Below are 16,260 nucleotides of genomic sequence, written 5' to 3'. Positions count from 1 at the left end.
TAGGTAGCAAGAAACCTTGCTGAAATGGCAAACTGGAGCAATGAGTGACGAAATTGGCGAGGCTCTGGCGGCGGTTGGTCCACGTCTTCGGGCGCTCCGGGTGAAACGGGATGTGACGCTGCAGTCGTTGTCGGAATCGACTGGAATCTCTGTGAGCACGTTGTCACGGCTGGAGTCTGGGCAACGGAAGCCAAATTTGGAGTTGTTGCTTCCGTTGGCGCAGGCACATCAGGTCCCGCTCGATGAATTGGTTGGAGCGCCGACTACCGGTGATCCGCGTGTACATCTCCGTCCCATCGAGTCGGGGCGCATGACAGTGGTGCCGTTGACCCGCCGACCGGGCGGCATCCAGGCCTACAAGCATGTGATGCACGCGGATATGCCGATGGAAGAGCCGGATCCCCAGGTCCATGAGGGATATGAGTGGCTGTACGTGTTGAACGGAAACCTGCGTATGGTGCTCGGCGAACTTGACCTTGTGCTCCCGGCCGGTGAAGCAGCGGAGTTCGATACCCGTGTGCCGCACTGGTTCGGGAAGGCCGACAGGCATCCCGTGGAGTTTCTCAGCCTTTTCGGACGGCAGGGGGAGCGGTTGCACCTTCGGGCGAAGAGCACCTAGCGCCCTGCATGCGTGCAGAAGCCCTCTCAAGATTGGGCTGTGCGGAGGTTCCGTGGGCGAGTTGTTCATGAACGGCGTCCTCCACCTGCCAGTATCTGTTCCGTCTCAAGGTTCTCTTGGGATCGAGGTATGCCGGCGGTCTGAACCAGGGAATTCCGTAGATCGATTCGACAGCCCAATTCCCCTCATGGATCACGTGGTGATGCCGCGAGCAGAGTAAGACGCCGTCGCTGATATTGGTGGACCCACCCGCCGCCCAGGGGATGATGTGGTGGGCTTCGCACCAGGTTGCGGGGGTTGTGCAGTCGGGGAATGAGCAACCCTTGTCGCGTGCAACCAGCGCTCGGCGCATATGCGGTGGAAAGAGGCGTTGGGCGCGCCCTATGTCGAGGACTTGACCCTTTCCGCCGAGTACTAGGGGCAGGATATCGGCGTCGCATGCCAGCTTCCGGATGCTTCGAGCGCCGATCTGTTGGGCGAAAACGGAATGACCGTCATGCCCCAGATCGCTGAGGAGATCGCGGTAGTTGATGGTCACCATCACCCGCGGGCGGTGGCCGCCGGTTGCTGGGAGGCCATCGCCGGAGAGTGCAATTTGGCATGCCGAGACCAGGCCGTCGAGCAATTCCTGCGCTCGCGTAGGGTACTCGAGCACCGAATCGTCGCCGGTGTTCAGCGATTCCCGCTTGGCCGATCCCGTGGAACCATCCGGACGGGACCCGCCCTGCGGCTGGGTTCCGGACGGCGTTGTGCCACTGACTCGGGGGTTGGTGGCGGTGTTCATCACGCTGACAAGATGCTCGAACTGCTCATCCGTGGCACCGATCTCCATGAAGTGGAGGCCATGACGCCGTCCTTTGAGGAACACGCCTTGCCTGGCTCGACGTGTTTTCTCGGTCGGTTCCTGGCCGTCCTGATCGATCACGCTCTCCCAGCGTCGCGCCAGTACCCTCAGAATGTCCTCGTCCGACTCGATGGCCTGGCGCGTCAGGTGCGTCTCCATGGCGTCCAGCTGACCCGGAGTTGCCACTGTCCTTACCCGGTGAACTGCATCCCGGATCACTGTTGCCGCCCGGCTGCTGATTGCTCCAACACTGCTTGCTGTGGCCAGGGTCGCCATCGGAGCTTCAGCCGGTGCCCCTGGTCCGGGGATGGCGGGCACCACGTCCTGTCCCAGCCGCAAACGTCGATTCGCTTCCGCACGGCTGATACCGACTCTCACCCGCAGATACTCAGACGTGCTCTTGTACGTTTCTCGAGCGTCCATCGCTTCGAGCTGATGGTCCTCGGCGGCGCGGGCTGCCAGCGTCTGGAGATGGTCGACGATCCTGGACACTCGCTCGACCGCTACGAGAGTGGACGCAACTTCCGCCTGGCTCAGCGTCAGATAGTTCGATTGAAAGTGCTGCGCAAGGGACAGTAGATCGGAATGCACTGCAGGCAGGAGGGAGGAGTCTTCCTCCTGACGTTCAGATAGTGCGACGGCCATACGTAAATTTTATCGAAGCTGTGTACTATTCGCGACGGAATACCGCCAATGTGGAGGAGTAGTGATAGTGGGTCTATCCACAGCCTGTGAGCACAGTCCTTCTCGACCAGCCGTCGCAGCCGCCGTCGTCATCCCGAGCCGCCGTTATTCGTACCCGAAGCAGTTTTGGCCGAGCCGAGTGCTCCGCCTAACGGAGGGCGCGCTCCAGTACGAAGTCGGTCTCGACGCCGCTGCCCAGCTGAAAGGTCTTGGCGCCCACGCGCGTGAACCCGTGCTTCTCGTAGAAGCGCACCGCCCGGGCGTTGCGGTCATTGGTGCCGAGCCAGATGCCCTGGGCGTCGGTTCCCTTCGATGCGATCTCCAGCGACGCTTCCATCAGGCGCGCCGCGGACCCTTGCCCATGCTGGGAGGGATGCACGTAGAACTTGCTCAGCTCGATCGTCGGAAAGATCGAGAGCGAGGACCGAACCTGCTCGTCCTTCGGGAGGTCCTTGACCAGCATGCTCCAGGCGAGGAGGTGCCCGTCTTCACGAAGACACAGCAGGATCTTGTCGGGATCCGCAATGTGCTGCGTGAATCGCTCCTCGGACAACTCTGTAGCAATGAAGTGCGCAATGTCCTCAGGTCGGGAGGTCGGTGGGCAGGCCAGTGGGAAGGTGATGGCGGCCAGCGTAGCTAGCGGGCCGGCGTCGTTCGCGGTGGCATGGTCAATAACAACGGTCACGAAGTCAGGGTAACGCTGATCGGCGTTCGTGCCGACAACGCTGATGAAAGCGATGAACCCGGTGTACCCGTATCCGCGACGACGCGACCGCCCGCGAGGGTGACTACACGCTCTGCCCGATCGATGTCCTCGGGATGGTGGCTTGACTCAATCACCGTCACGCCCCGCTGCAGTTCTTCGTCGATGGCTGCCCGAATCAGTTCGTGTGCCGCGCGGTCGAGTCCGGCTGTGGGCTCATCGAGCATGAGCACGTCCGATTCCTGGGCCAGCCCCTGAGCGATCAGTGCCCGCTGACGCTGACCCCCGGACAGTTCGGGGAGTTGCCTCCCTGCCAGATCCGCGATTCCCATCCGCTCCATCGCTGAAAGGGCAATCTGGCGATCGCGCGGACGCAGCGGTAGAAGTGCCCGCCGATGCGGCCATCGCCCCATCTCGACCGCCTGGCGAACGGTGCAGGGGAGGACTTCCGAGGTGCGGGTGTGCTGGATGACGAACGCGGGACGGAGGCTCGTGGTCAAGAGCACCGAACCGGACTGTGGCCTCAGTACGCCTGCGGCCAGGGCCAGCATGGTGGATTTTCCAGACCCGTTGGTACCCGTGATGACTGTGTGCACGCCGCGTTCGAATGTGAGCGACACTCCGCTGAGAGCCGGTCTGTCCGGATAGGCGTAACTGATGTCGCTCAAAATCACTGTTGCCACGGGCTTCTTCCTCGATTTGCGAATCATTCTCATTATCAATATAGGATGAATCACGATGGAATGGTTATTCGAGCCCCTGAGCGCGTCCTTCGTGCAGCGTGCAGTTATTGGCGGCGTGCTGGTTGCGGTCTTCTGTGCGGTGGTGGGTACCTGGGTAGTGGTGCGCGGCATGGCATTCCTCGGGGACGCAATGGCGCACGGATTGCTTCCGGGCATCGCGATCGCCTCTCTTCTGGGCGGCAACCTGATCGTCGGAGCAGCGGTCAGCGCAGCGGCGACAGCCGCTGGGGTCTCCGTCATCACACGGAATCGACGCGTCTCGCAGGACACGGCGATCGGGCTGCTGTTTGTCGTGATGCTGTCGCTGGGAGTGATCCTGGTGTCGTCAGCGGGATCTTTTGCCGTGGACCTGACGGGAACCCTGTTCGGTGACGTCCTCGCTGTCGGGACTGACGACATCCTGGTGCTCTCGATCGTCGGACTCGTAGTCCTGGCAGTGGCAGCCATCAATCACCGTGCCTTCACCGCCGTCGCGTTCAACCCGCAGAAGGCAGCGAGCTTGGGCTTGCATCCACGCCGTACCCACTTCATCCTGCTCTGCCTGATCACCCTCGCGGTGGCCGCATCCTTCCAGGTGGTCGGAACGCTGCTGGTGTTCGGCCTGCTCATCGCTCCACCGGCCGCAGCGCTGGTATGGGCCAAATCCATACGCGCCGTCATGGTGCTCGGCGCCGCAATCGGATCAGCCAGCGTCATCGCGGGCCTGTGGATCTCCTGGTACGCCTCCACCGCGGCCGGAGCCACCATCGCGCTCGTGGCAGCGCTGTCCTACTTCATTTCGGCACTTGCCTCCCCGCTCATTCCGCGAACGACGCCGGCACCCTCCCCTTCACGAGAAACGGAACTCCTCTCCAGTGCACCGCTCCACCCCTAAAGTCCCATTCCTACTGTTGGGCCTTCCGCTGCTGCTCACAGCCTGTGGCACCCACAACACGCCCGACGCCGGCACGGCGCCCACCGCTGAAGCCACCCCTCACGGCTACATCGAGGGAGCACAGGAAAACGCTGAACCGCAGACTGGACTGCTCACCTTTGACCGCGAAACCGGCGAGGCCCAGTTGCTCTCGCTGCTCACGGAGGAGAAGGCCGATGCCGGCACTTTTGGCCCGGTCGATGCGGTTCACCTCGACGTGCGCTACGCCTTCATCTCCAACGGTGACACGGTGGAGGTGTTCGACACAGGCGCCTGGACGGTGCCACATGGTGATCACAAGCACTACTACAGCACCGAGCCAAAGCCGGTAGGCACCATTGAGATCCCGGATCCGGGATCAGTCGCGGGGGATGGCTCAATGGTCGCTGTGTTCTCCGATTCGGAGGGTTACGCCTCGCTCTACAGCGTTGAGGACCTGGACGCGGGTGAGATCACCGAAACGGGACGCATTACCACCAGCCCTCACGACGGCGGCGTCGTCGTCCCGTTCAAGGACTCCTTCCTGGCAAGCACCGCCGAAACAGGGTCGGAGGAGCCCGACGGCGTCGAGGTCCGCGACTCTCAGGACCAGACAGTCCTCGCAAAGGAAAGCTGCCCGGGTCTTAGCTCACATGCACAGACGCGCGTCGGCGTCGTCTTCTCCTGCACCGATGGTGCCCTGCTGTTCACCGAGAACGACGGCGCGTTCACCGCTGAGCACATCCCATACCCTTCCGGTGCGGCGGACCCGGTTGTGACCCTCGAACACCGTCCGGGCTCCACTGAACTCGCCGGCCCGGCCGGTGATGACGGAGTCTGGCACCTCGACGTCTCGGATCGTGCCTGGACCCTTCTCGAAACCCCGGTCGCTGCAGTCACCGCTGCGGCCGTGGGCGACAGTCAGCGGGTGCTGGCGATTGGCACCGACGGTTCGCTGCTTTCCCTGGACCCCGCCTCGGGGGAGATCCTCACCTCAGTCGAGCTGCTCGACGCCGATACGGACCAGATACCGCAACTCCGCATCGACACCTCCCGCGCTTACGTCAGCGACCCGGCGTCGTCGACCGTGTACGAGATCGCCTACGCCGATAACCTTCGCGTAGCCCGAACCTTCGACGTCCCGGCCGTCGACTTCCTCCTGGAGACCGGGCTGTGAAGCGCGCGCTGAAGGTCGCCGCAGCGGCCCTTGCCCTCGCGGCCGGGTTGAGCGGATGCTCGGCCGCGGCGGCGGACACTCCAACCGTCGTCGTCACCACCAACATCCTCGGCGACATCACCAGCAACGTCATCGGGGATCAGGCCGATGTCGTCGTACTGATGGAATCGAACGCCGATCCGCACTCCTTTGGGATCTCGGCGCAGCAGGCGGCACAGATCGAGAACGCGGAACTCATCATTCACAATGGCGCGGGGCTTGAGGAGGGCGTCCTCAACCACGTCGAGACGGCAGCCGCCCAGGGTGTGCCCACCATCGCCGCCATGGACGCCATCGAGCCGATCTCCTTCACTTACGACGACGACGGCAGCACCGAGGGCGCGGACGACCCTCACTTCTGGACAGACCCAGGCCGGGTGGCGCAGGCGACGGAGGCGATCGCCGAGGGGATCGTCGAGCACGTAGACGACGTCAACGAGGAGGCGGTCCTGGATCAGACGGCCGCCTACGTGGCGGAATTGAAGGAGCTCGAGACGGCGATGGAAGACAGCTTCGCAGCGATCCCCGAGGACCGGCGGAAGCTCATTACCAACCACCACGTCTTCGGGTACCTGGCCCAGCGGTTCGGCTTCGACGTGATCGGTGCGGTTATCCCGAGCGGCACAACGCTCGCCTCACCCAGCTCATCGGACCTCGATGACCTGACGGGGAAGATCCGGGGAGCCGGCGTCGTCGCAATCTTCGCCGACTCCTCACAACCCGAACGCCTCGCCGAGGTCCTCGCCGCGGAAGCCGGGACCGACATCGCCGTGGTTCCGCTCTTCACCGAGTCCCTCGGCACGGAAGGCTCCGGGGCCGAGACCTACTTCGACATGATGCGCGCCAACACCGAACGCATCACCAGCGCACTTTCATGAACTGCACACCATCCAACCGAAGGGAAATACTCATGCATCACCGCTCCAAACCCGCACGCCTGGTGACGGCGCTCGCCGTCTCCGGCCTCGTACTCACCGGCTGCGGCACCAATGCCGGAGAGCGCACCGCAGGTGAAACCGAGAGCACGCCCAGCGCCGACTCCGCAGCAACTGCTGCCGAAGCCACCCCGCGCGTAGTCACCACCTACGACGGCGGCGTGCAGGTCCTCGACGGCGAAACCTTCGAGGTGCTCGGCGACTTCCCGATGGAAGGCTTCAACCGGATCAACCCGGCCGGTGACGGACGCCACGTCATCATTTCGACGGCGGCCGGGTTCGAAGTCCTTGATACGGGCGTCTGGAGCGAGGGTGACACCTCCTACGCGGAGGAACCGGCGATGACCGACATCGTGTTCCCCACCTCAAAGCCCGGCCACGTAGTCCGTCACGACGGCAAGACCATCCTCTTCAGCGACGGCACCGGCGAAATCACCGTCTTCGAAAGCGCAGACCTCGCCGAGGGCCAGCCCGAGGTGGAAACCCACGCCTCGGAGGAGGCACACCATGGTGTCGCCGTCGAACTGTCCACCGGTGAGATGGTGCAGACCCTCGGCAACGACGAGGAGCGCCCCGGCATCGTCGTCTTCGACGAGAACGGCGAGGAAATCGCCCGTAACGAGGACTGCCCGGGTGTTCACGGTGAGGCCACCGCGGCGGGTGAGGCAGTGGTCATCGGGTGCGAGACCGGCGTCCTGATTTACAGCGATGGCGAGATCACCCAGCTGGACAGCCCCACGGAGTACGGACGCATCGGCAACCAGGCCGGTTCCGAGGAATCGGTCATCACTCTCGGCGACTACAAGCAGGATCCCGACGCCGAACTTGAGCGCCCCGAGCAGATCTCGCTGATCAACACCGAAACCAAGAAACTCACGCAGGTCGACCTCGGCACCAGCTACAGCTTCCGCTCCCTCGCCCGTGGTCCGCACGGGGAAGCACTCGTGCTGGGGACGGACGGATCGCTGCACGTGATCGACCCGGAGAGCGCGGAGATCACCAACAGCTTCCCGGTCATCGAGGCCTGGGAGGAACCGCTGGAGTGGCAGCAGCCGCGCCCGACGATCTTCGTCCAGGACCACACGGCCTACATCACCGAGCCGTCAACCAACACCATCCATGCCGTTGACGTTGAATCCGGGGAAATCACCGGAACCGGTGAGCTGGAGCAGACTCCGAACGAGTTGACCGCCGTCGCCGGATGATCTGAGAAGCAGGGCAGCAGGACCCCGTCGCGGAACAAACGGTCAGCGGCGGGGTCCTGCTGTGCATACCGGTCCAAAGCTGGCTTAGGATCGCTGTACCGACTTGTTCCCTACCGCGGAAGGCAGCCATGCACGTGTTTCCGCGCAGCTCGCCCAGCACGAACATGCGCAGCGCGAAACAGCGCAACGTGCCTTCCTGGCGGTTCCTTGCCCAGCTTGCCGTGGCCTCCCTCCTGGTCACGCTGATTCCGCTTGCCGCGGTGGCAGTGCTCGACGACGGCATGCCGGACGACTGGGTGGGCTGGACCCTGCCGCTCGCCCGCGCGCTGGTGCACCTCACGAGCCTGGTCACCATCGCGCTCCTCTGCGTTGGAGTGCTCCTGCCGGGGGGCGCACGCGGCGACGAACTCTCGCCGGAAGCCGAGAGGCTGGGCAGGCGAGGGAGCACAGCTGCGCTTGCCGCCGTCGTCGCCTGTGGCGTGCTGCTGCTGTTGACCTACTTCGATGTGCTGGGCGCCGGTCCTTTGCAGGCTGGATTCTCCGACTTCGGTCTTTTCCTGGATCAGCTGGCCTCGGGGCGGGCGCTTATCGCGCAGATCGCATTCCTTCTCGCCAGCGCCGTCATCGGAACGATGGCGCGGACGCTTACCGCGCTGCGCATGGCGCTCTTCCTCGCGGTAGCGGGCACGACGACGCTGGCCCTCGGCGGGCACGCCGCCTCCGAATCGGGGCACGGCCTGGCGATGTTCAGTATGACCGGGCACATCGCCGCGGCGTCGTTGTGGGTCGGCGGCCTGGCAGGTCTCGCCTGGTTGGCGTTCATTCGAAGCAACCTTCTGCACCTGACCGTGCGCCGGTTCAGCCGGATCGCCCTGATCTGCGCGACGGTGGTAGCACTGAGCGGCGTGATGAGCGCACTGGTGCGCGTACCCGATCTGGCGACCCTGGCGTCGTCGTCCTATGGGCTGGTTCTGCTTCTGAAGGTGCTTGTGCTGGGTTTGCTGATCACATTCGGGGCCATGCACCGGCGTCGGCTGCTCGACGGAAACACGTTCAGTCGAGCTGACTTTGGAAAACTTGTCACCGGTGAACTGGTAATCATGGGCGTCGCGTACGGTTTGGCAGTTGCCCTGGTGGCGCTGCAGCCGCCTGTGCCTGCATAGCACTGCCCCACCGAGACTGCGTTTCCGAACGGACTGCCACCTCAGGGCGCGACGGCGCGGCCGAGGATGTGCGCCACCGGCGGCGCCAGGGGCTGGACGGAGAAACCAAACCGCTCGTTGTCCCGGATCTTGAAGCCGGCGGCGGTGATCGACTGCAGAGTGTCCCTGTTCGGGTGGCAGCCGCCGGCAGCCCGTTGCCAGAGCGGCGTCAGCAAGTCCTCGACAGCAGCCAGCAATTTCCGGTCAGACCGGACGTGCTCGTAGAAGGCTAAAACTCCTCCGGGACGCAGCACCCTGCGCGCCTCCGCAAGGGCTGCCCCCTGATCCGCGACGCTGCATAGGACGAGGCTGGTAACCACCGCATCGGCGCTGTAATCGGCAGCGGGGATGTGCTCCGCGGTTCCGGCGACCACCCGGACAGGAACCGGTGCGGAAGAGGTTCGACGCCGGGCGAGTTCCCTGAGGTGATCGTCGGGCTCCACAGCCAGAACCTCGGTGACCGTCGCCGGATAGTGCTCGAAGTTGGACCCCTCACCGGCACCGATCTCGATCACGTAGCCGCTCAAGCCGGTCAGCAGGGCACGACGGTGCTCCGTCCCTCCTCTGCTGTTCATACCCTCGACTGCCCCGGCATAGGCGCGGGCGAAACGGGGGTGCTGCAGCTCAGCAGGTCCTCGTTCGGTCTCCGGATCGGGAACGGTCACGGACCAACTGTGGAGCCGCAGGACCGCGCCGTCAAGGGGAAATCAGTCGGTTTCGGGGCCACTGCAGAAGTAGCACCCGTCTTCGCAGGCGTGCCGGAGAGGCTTCCGAACGGGGGCGCCGAATGTGCGCGCCTTAGAAATTATCAATGAAGGCTCCTGCCCCGGGGAGGGCGTATTTCGGTTGCCGCGAACCGGACCTGGTGGCGACGAGTGTCCAGGTGACGCGGTCCCCGTCATAGGCGGGAAGGACGTTCCCCCGCCCGATGTAGCGCTGGTCTGCTTTGCTGTCGGCAGGTGCCCACCAGCCGTCGAGGGGGCAGTGTTCCCCGGTCCGGGCCTGGCGGGTTGTGTGGGTGTTTTTTCCCTGCTCGGGATGGTGTGGGTTGTGCTTCTTCATCGCTGATTCTGACCTCGTTGTCGGTTTCGGGCGGGTTGAAATTATGGGTTCAACTCTACGCCGTTGGGTCTGTTCACCCGCTGTGCGAATGAACAGACCCGGCCCGTGTTGCTTTGTACTAGATGAGATTTCCAGTGAGGTTGTTCGGGGTGCCGAACCGGTGCGCTGTGATGGACACAGCCTGCTCACGCATGAAGGGGAGCAGTTCGACGCGGCCGGCGGCGACGACGTCGTTCGCGTAGAGGGCGACGTCCGGCTTGCCGTCGGCGGCCTCGGCTGTCTCGGCGACCGAAGCGCCGATCAGGCGGATGCGAACCCCCGACTCCGGGCCCGTCTTCCCTGCGTAACCCTTGACGCGAGCGGCCCAGGCTTCAGCGTTTTCGGCCACCACAACAATGCCTGACTGCCGAAGGGCGTGTGCGGCAGCCTCGGGAAGCGCCTCTGCCGTGCTGACGGTCAGCGCATTGAGTTCGGGCCGTCCGTTCCAGGCGGTCACACCCGCTGAGGCTACGCGGAGCAGTTCGGCCACGCCGTGCCCGGACGTCGCTGCTTCATAGCGAATGGTGACCGGAAGCGGCCGGTAGCGGAAGACATTCCGTTCAGCGTGGAGTCCGGAGACGTCGCGGGCTGCGCCGAACTCGGTCTGCCAGGCGACGGCGTCGGAAGCCAGTGCCGATTCGAGCCATGCCCGATCAGCCGGAGTGATGTCGCCGGTGCTGACGGCGTCGGCGGCTGCGGTGAGGAACTTCCGGGCCGGAGAGGACAGCGGGGCTTCGGTGACCGCCCGGACCGGGGTGTCCTTCCACTCACCGAGGCCCACCAGGTAGTTCGGGCCACCGGCCTTGGTGCCGGTGCCGACCGCGGACTTCTTCCATCCGCCGAAGGGCTGACGGCGCACGATCGCTCCGGTGATGCCACGGTTGATGTAGAGGTTGCCGGCCTGGACGTTGTCGAGCCAGTACTTCAGTTCCTTCGGGTCCAGCGAGTGCAGGCCGGAGGTGAGGCCGTAGTCGATCTCGTTGACCATGCTGACGGCTTCTTCGAGCGTTTCAGCGGTCATGATGCCGAGGATTGGGCCGAAGTATTCGGTCTTGTGGTACTCGCTGCCGCGCTGGACGCCGGTGCGCACCCCCGGGCTCCAGAGTTTGCCCGAGTCATCAAGCTGCTTGGGTTCGAGGACCCAGGACTCGCCGTCACCGAGTGTGGTGAGCCCACCGAGCAGTTTGCCGTTGGCAGGTTCGATGATCGGCCCCATCTGGGTGCGCGGGTCTACGGGGTAGCCGACGTTCAGGGACTGCGCGGCGTCCTTCAGCTGCTGGTTGAAGCGGCGCGAGGTGGCAACCGATCCCACGAGGATGACCAGTGACGCTGCCGAGCACTTTTGCCCGGCGTGGCCGAAAGCAGACTGCACGACATCGCGGGCGGCGAGGTCCAGATCGGCGCTCGGGGTGACGATGATGGCGTTCTTGCCGCTGGTCTCGGCCAGGAGGGGCAGATCCTTGCGGAAGGAGCGGAACAGTTCGGCGGTCTCGTAGCCGCCGGTGAGGACGAGCCGGTCGACGGCGGGATGGGACACCAGCGCGGTGCCCAGCTCACGCTCGGACAGCTGGACGTACTGCAGTACGTCGCGGTCGATTCCCGCTTCGTCGAAGGCCTCCCAGAGTGCCTCGACCATGACGGCACCGGAACGGCGGGCCTGGCGGGCCGGCTTGATGATGACCGCGGATCCGGCGGCGAGCGCTGCGAGGACGGAACCGGCCGGGATGGCGACGGGGAAGTTCCAGGGCGGCGTGACCACGGTCAGCTTCGACGGGATGAACTTGGCCCCGTCCACGCTGTCCAGTTCCTTGGCCAGTTCGGCGTAGTAGTGGGCGAAGTCGATGGCCTCGGAGACCTCAGGATCACCCTGGTCGAGGGTCTTGCCGCACTCGGATGCCATGACTTCCAGCAGTTGCGCACGGCGTGCCTCAAGACGGACGCCCGCGCGGTGGAGGACCGCGGCGCGCTCGGCACCGGTCAGGGATCCCCAGGCGGTACCACGGGTGAGTGCTTTCTCGACGACGGCCTCGAGCTGATCGCTGGTGCTGAGCTCGTGGAGATCCGCTGTTGCCTCGCCAAGGGTGGAGGAAGGAACGCGGTCGAGGATTGCGCGGCCCCAAGCCCGGTTCGCGGGCAGATCGGGGTCGGTATCGGGGGTGTTGGTGAAGCCGGCAGTGGGTCCGCCGTAACCGGGTGCGCCTGTCTCGAGGTCCGCCTGAGCGGTTATCTCGGCAAGGGCGGCGTCGGCGTCAAAGCGGCTGCGGTCCTGGATCCGGTTCGGGCCGGGAACCGTGTCGGTGAGCGCGGCCAGCGAGGCGAGAAAGCGCTGCTTCTCGCGCTCGAAAAGCGCTTCGTTCTTGTCCAGTTCGAACACTGCTGACATGAAGTTCTCCTGGCTGGCACCCTCTTCAAGGCGGCGGATCAGGTAGGCGATAGCGACGTCGAACTCGGCAGGGTGGACTACCGGAGTGTAGAGGAGGAGGGAACCGACGTCGCGCTTCACCGCTTCGGCCTGGCCGGTGGCCATGCCGAGAAGCATCTCGAACTCGATGCCCGAGGTGATGCCGCGTGCCTTGCCCAGGAGGTGGGCGAGGGCGACGTCGAACAGGTTGTGGCCGGCAACACCGATGCGGACGTTACCGATGCGCTCCGGGGTCAGCGAGTAGTTGATGACCGCCTTATAGGAGGTGTCGGAGTCCTGCTTGGTGCCCCAGGACGCCAGCGGCCAGCCGTGCAGGTCGGCGTCGACCTGTTCCATCGGCAGGTTGGCGCCCTTCACGACGCGGACCTTGATCGGTGCGCCGCCGTTTGCGGTCCGGGCTGCTGCCCATTCCTGGAGGCCCATCATGGCGCCGAGTGCATCCGGCAGATAGGTCTGGAGGACGATGCCGGCTTCCAGGTTGTGGAACTCAGGCTTCTCGAGCAGACGGGTGAAGACAGCGACGGTCAGGTCGAGGTCCTTGTATTCCTCCATGTCCAGGTTGATGAACTTGCGGGGTGAGGATGACGCGGCGAGGCGGAACAGCGGTGAGAGCGTCTCCACGATGTGGGTGACGGCTTCGTCGAAAGCCCAGTGGTTGTGCGGGGCTACTGTGGAGGAAACCTTGATGGAGACGTAATCCACGTCCTCGCGGGCGAGGAGCTTGTGGGTGCCCTCGAGGCGGCGGAATGCCTCATTCTCGCCGAGGATCGCCTCGCCGAGGAGGTTCACGTTGAGGCGGATACCTTGGCGCCGGATCTTGGAGATCGACCGGCCGAGCTTGGCATCGGTCGCATCCACGATGAGGTGGCCCACCATCTCGCGCAATACCTTGCGTGCAACAGGAATGACGACGCCGGGGATCACCGGCGCCAGGTGCCCGCCGACGGCGACGGCCGACTTCATGTACCAGGGCAGGAAGGACGGGACCTTGGGAACCAGCGTCTTCAGGTTCCGGGCAGCAACGGACTTGTCCTCGGGACGGATGACGCCGTCGACGAAGCCCACCGTGAACTCGAGACCGTGCGGGTCCTTCAGCACCCCGGCCAGCTGAGCGGCGGCGGCGTCAACCGGGAATTTGGCTCCCTCAGCCAGCCAATGGCGAACCAACGCCACCACTTCCTCAGCGAGGTCACTGGGGCGGACAAGCTCGGTGCTGATGCCTGTTACAGCGGTCATACGGTACTCCTCGGGGGGTGGTGTTTCGGCGCAGGGCCGGGCTGAGGGCATTGAGGTTCAGGGGTTGACCTCGCCGCTCAGGCTCGGTCCTTGGTGAAGCGCGTTCGGGAGCTGTCGTGCTGCGAAAGATCCCGGGAGCAGTCCCCGGTCCGTCTGCCGACTTTGGCCGATTCTTCAGGGGCTTGACTTTCAGTATGGGGCTGAGGGAAGTTAAGGAAAAGTTACCTTTTCCGACGGGTAATCTTCATCAAAAGTGAACGGTCGTTGACGTGCTGGATATCCATAGGTTGCGGCTACTGCGGGAGCTCAGCATCCGCGGAACCATCGCTGAAGTAGCAGCGGCTCTGCGGTATAGCCCGTCGTCAGTGTCCCAGCAGCTATCGCTGCTCGAGCGCGAGGCGAAAGTAGCGCTGTTCCGCAAGAGCGGGCGGCGTCTGCAGCTCACCGCGCACGCCATGGTGCTGGTGGAGTATGCCGAGGAGTTGCTCGATGGTCTCGAGCGAGCGGAAGCAGCTCTGGCCGTCACGAGGCCCATCGTGTCCGGGACGGTCCGCCTGGCCGTCTTTCAGACCGCGGCGCTTGCCCTGATCCCCAACATGCTGCGCACCCTCCGCGAAAGGCATCCATTGGTTCAGGTGAAGATGGTGCAGCACGAACCGGAGACGGCTCTGCGAGAGACGTGGGCGCGCAATTTCGACCTGGTGGTTGCCGAACAGTATCCGGGACACGCCGCTCCGCACTACGAGACGCTGGACCGCGACCCATTGACCCGTGACGAAATTCAGCTTGCCGTCCCCACCGAGCTTGCCGGGGCACCGGAAGACTTTCACCGGGTCGGTTCCCTGCATGACGCCGGAGGGCTTCCGTGGGTGATGGAACCCCATGGCGCTGCCTCACGGCACTGGGCCGAGCAGCAATGCCGCCTCGCCGGGTTTGAACCGGACGTACGTTTTGAGAGCGCGGACCTGCAGACGCATGTGCGGCTGGTCGAGTCCGGCAATGCCGTGGCGTTGCTCCCGCAACTGGTCTGGGCGCAGCGGGAACAGCGCTCCCGCCTGGTGGAGCTGCCTGGCCGACCGCGGCGCACGATCTTCACCGCGGCCCGTCGGTCGAGTGCGGGTGATCCGGCTATTGCAGCTATCCGCGAAGCTCTGACCGCCGAAGCGGCAGCGCTGGGCCTGGACGCGCCGGGGAAGTCCGGTACTTAGGGGTACCGGCCTAGAGCTCAGGAACGCAGTGGCCGGCTCCCAGCTTCGCAAGACCGGCGCGGTCGCCGTCGGCGAGTTGGAGCTGACCGGTGTTCTCGCCGTACATCAGCTGCGTCGGGTCGTCGACATGGTCGAGTCCGAGCACATGCGCAAGCTCGTGGATCACGATCGCTTTCACCTGCTCCCGCCCACCCGGGTACTGAAGCATCAGCGTCATGTCCGGTGCGTCGAGCATCGTCTGACCGGCGACGTAGACAATCGGTTTCCCCGGCCGCTGCGCGATCTCGCTGCCTCCCAGGCCAGCGACGTCACCGGCAAGTTCGGGCACTTCTGCGGGACTCGTCCACGTGATGAGCACAGGCGCCCAGCGCTCGCCGTACAGTTCGGGCTGATAGGGGTCGCGGTGGCCGGGGCTGGGCGCTTCATCGGTCGGACCATCGAAAACGAATGTCAGGCCCGTCGCTGCAGCAACTTCGGCGACCGCTTCCTGGACGATTCCGTCTGTACCCGCAGGTGCGAAGTCAGGGCGGACCACATAGTGGATTGGACGGCACGGGTCATAGGCGACGAATTCCTGCCCCAGGTCTTCGTAGGGAAACATCGCGTACTGTGTGGACCCGGTCGATGGCGGGGGCGTACCCAGTGGGGCATCGGCTGCCTCCACTCCGCGAGGGGGGACATTCGACCACGGCAGGTGGGGAGTCAGGTCTGGAAGGACCGCGCGTTCGAGGAACGAGGGCGAAAGATAAAGCGCAGCAACACAAGCGACCAGCGCAGCGGTGCGCAGACGGAGCTTGAAAGCGGATGACCGCGGACGACGACGGCGCGTTACCCGGTCGCGGTTCCGTCGTCGTCCGTTGGTTTCAGCCGCGTAGGAGCGGAGCTGTTGGTTGAGCGCTTCTTCGAGCGCCCACTCGGGGACGCGTCCCGAAGGTGATTGGCGCAGTCCTTCCTGCGCTGATTCCGACGACGACGGCGGACGCCCCCCGTCTGCCTGTCCCCTCGATGGCGTCGCACCGTCTCTATGGAACCACTCGCGGTCCAGTACCCCCATGATGGTGTGCTTCTTTCCGTCTGACTCTATCCCTAGAAACAGCTTCCTGGACGAGCACCGCCAGATGCCCGCAATTGCGGCAATCCTGCCCGAAAGCTGAGTGCCGGGCTCAGCCTTCGTCGTTGTCTTCTCACCGGTGGTGGAATGACAAGCCGGTCTTCGGTGTTGGGCCGAACAAGACATCCACAACGAGAAG

At 64.5% G+C, this 16,260-nt stretch carries 14 protein-coding genes; 7 read left to right on the top strand and 7 right to left on the bottom strand.

The window, feature by feature from the left end; all coding sequences use genetic code 11:
• The first annotated feature begins 40 nt into the window (after positions 1-40).
• Positions 41-619, top strand: a complete 579-nt coding sequence (locus tag AC5RU3_RS13660) for a helix-turn-helix domain-containing protein (protein ID WP_309124604.1) — start codon at positions 41-43, stop codon at positions 617-619.
• On the opposite strand, the gene AC5RU3_RS13655 is transcribed toward AC5RU3_RS13660, so the two are convergent.
• From AC5RU3_RS13655 to aztA, 3 genes are all read right to left on the bottom strand, one after another.
• Positions 564-2,108, bottom strand: a complete 1,545-nt coding sequence (locus AC5RU3_RS13655; protein ID WP_493965907.1) for an HNH endonuclease signature motif containing protein — start codon at positions 2,106-2,108, stop codon at positions 564-566. The genes AC5RU3_RS13660 and AC5RU3_RS13655 overlap by 56 nt on opposite strands.
• A gap of 187 nt (positions 2,109-2,295) precedes the next feature.
• The gene (locus AC5RU3_RS13650; protein ID WP_458116507.1) at positions 2,296-2,832 is read right to left on the bottom strand and encodes a GNAT family N-acetyltransferase; all 537 of its coding nucleotides are present in this window, start codon (positions 2,830-2,832) and stop codon (positions 2,296-2,298) included.
• Positions 2,829-3,533 (bottom strand): zinc ABC transporter ATP-binding protein AztA, encoded by a 705-nt coding sequence (gene aztA / locus AC5RU3_RS13645; RefSeq protein ID WP_493965906.1) that lies wholly within the window; start codon positions 3,531-3,533, stop codon positions 2,829-2,831. Before aztA ends, AC5RU3_RS13650 begins: the two co-directional genes overlap by 4 nt.
• Positions 3,534-3,588: 55 nt before the next feature.
• On the opposite strand from aztA, the gene aztB reads away from it, so the two are divergent.
• The 5 genes from aztB to AC5RU3_RS13620 all read left to right on the top strand — a co-directional run bounded on the left by aztB (position 3,589) and on the right by AC5RU3_RS13620 (position 9,004).
• Positions 3,589-4,467, top strand: a complete 879-nt coding sequence (gene aztB / locus AC5RU3_RS13640; RefSeq protein ID WP_493965905.1) for a zinc ABC transporter permease AztB — start codon at positions 3,589-3,591, stop codon at positions 4,465-4,467.
• Positions 4,468-4,483: 16 nt separating this feature from the next.
• Positions 4,484-5,662, top strand: a complete 1,179-nt coding sequence (locus tag AC5RU3_RS13635; protein ID WP_493965904.1) for a hypothetical protein — start codon at positions 4,484-4,486, stop codon at positions 5,660-5,662.
• The gene (aztC, locus tag AC5RU3_RS13630; RefSeq protein WP_493965903.1) at positions 5,659-6,579 is read left to right on the top strand and encodes a zinc ABC transporter substrate-binding protein AztC; all 921 of its coding nucleotides are present in this window, start codon (positions 5,659-5,661) and stop codon (positions 6,577-6,579) included. Before AC5RU3_RS13635 ends, aztC begins: the two co-directional genes overlap by 4 nt.
• Before the next feature lie 32 nt (positions 6,580-6,611).
• The gene (aztD, locus tag AC5RU3_RS13625; protein ID WP_493965902.1) at positions 6,612-7,841 is read left to right on the top strand and encodes a zinc metallochaperone AztD; all 1,230 of its coding nucleotides are present in this window, start codon (positions 6,612-6,614) and stop codon (positions 7,839-7,841) included.
• Between the two features lie 128 nt (positions 7,842-7,969).
• Positions 7,970-9,004, top strand: coding sequence for a copper resistance D family protein (locus tag AC5RU3_RS13620; protein WP_493965901.1), 1,035 nt, complete (start codon positions 7,970-7,972; stop codon positions 9,002-9,004).
• 41 nt (positions 9,005-9,045) lie between these two features.
• Here the strand turns inward: AC5RU3_RS13620 and AC5RU3_RS13615 are convergent, their stop codons facing one another.
• From AC5RU3_RS13615 to AC5RU3_RS13605, 3 genes are all read right to left on the bottom strand, one after another.
• Entirely contained in the window at positions 9,046-9,708 is a 663-nt protein-coding gene (locus AC5RU3_RS13615) for a class I SAM-dependent methyltransferase (protein ID WP_493965900.1), read from the bottom strand.
• A 133-nt stretch (positions 9,709-9,841) separates the two neighbouring features.
• Positions 9,842-10,105, bottom strand: coding sequence for a hypothetical protein (locus AC5RU3_RS13610; protein WP_493965899.1), 264 nt, complete (start codon positions 10,103-10,105; stop codon positions 9,842-9,844).
• Positions 10,106-10,223: 118 nt separating this feature from the next.
• Positions 10,224-13,802: a proline dehydrogenase family protein gene (locus AC5RU3_RS13605; RefSeq protein ID WP_493965898.1), complete on the bottom strand. Its 3,579-nt coding sequence runs from the start codon at positions 13,800-13,802 to the stop codon at positions 10,224-10,226.
• 269 nt (positions 13,803-14,071) lie between these two features.
• Here AC5RU3_RS13605 and AC5RU3_RS13600 point away from each other — a divergent pair, with 269 nt between their 5' ends.
• Complete coding sequence (locus AC5RU3_RS13600) at positions 14,072-15,010, top strand: LysR substrate-binding domain-containing protein (protein ID WP_309123968.1); 939 nt, start codon at positions 14,072-14,074, stop codon at positions 15,008-15,010.
• A 10-nt stretch (positions 15,011-15,020) separates the two neighbouring features.
• Here the strand turns inward: AC5RU3_RS13600 and AC5RU3_RS13595 are convergent, their stop codons facing one another.
• A complete protein-coding gene (locus tag AC5RU3_RS13595) occupies positions 15,021-16,064 on the bottom strand; it encodes a matrixin family metalloprotease (RefSeq protein ID WP_493965897.1) in 1,044 nt (347 codons plus the stop codon).
• Positions 16,065-16,260 lie beyond the last annotated feature (196 nt).

The organism is Arthrobacter sp. MDB1-55, from assembly GCF_059092925.1.
Note: the sequence above shows the minus strand (reverse complement) of the source record. Positions and strands in the feature narration are given on the sequence as shown.